General features: G+C 41.5%; 1 protein-coding gene. It reads left to right on the forward strand.

The annotated features are described in order from the left end of the window. Positions 1-248, forward strand: a 248-nt coding sequence (locus SB786_RS37215; protein WP_410731711.1) for a hypothetical protein, incomplete at both ends; no start/stop codon positions are given.

Consider the following 248-nt stretch of genomic DNA (forward strand, 5'->3'; position numbering starts at 1 on the left):
TCTCTTACTATGTCTACAATAGATAAGGCTACTTTTCCTGAATATCAAACTCAATATGGACAGGGTTATTATGGAACCAGCTTTAGTGCAACCCCATATCTAGGAAGCCCGAGAGTTGCATTTGGGAATGATGCTTCTTACGGTTCAGCCTATGATGGTTCAATGGTATGGCAATATGGTGCATTTATTCCAGGTTCAGCTACTTTTGGGCAAAAAACACCTTGGCAAGCTGCAAAAAATGGTCCTCC

Origin of the sequence: Burkholderia sp. SIMBA_062, assembly GCF_046534765.1 — a bacterium.
Classification (GTDB): Bacteria; Pseudomonadota; Gammaproteobacteria; order Burkholderiales; family Burkholderiaceae; genus Burkholderia; species Burkholderia ambifaria.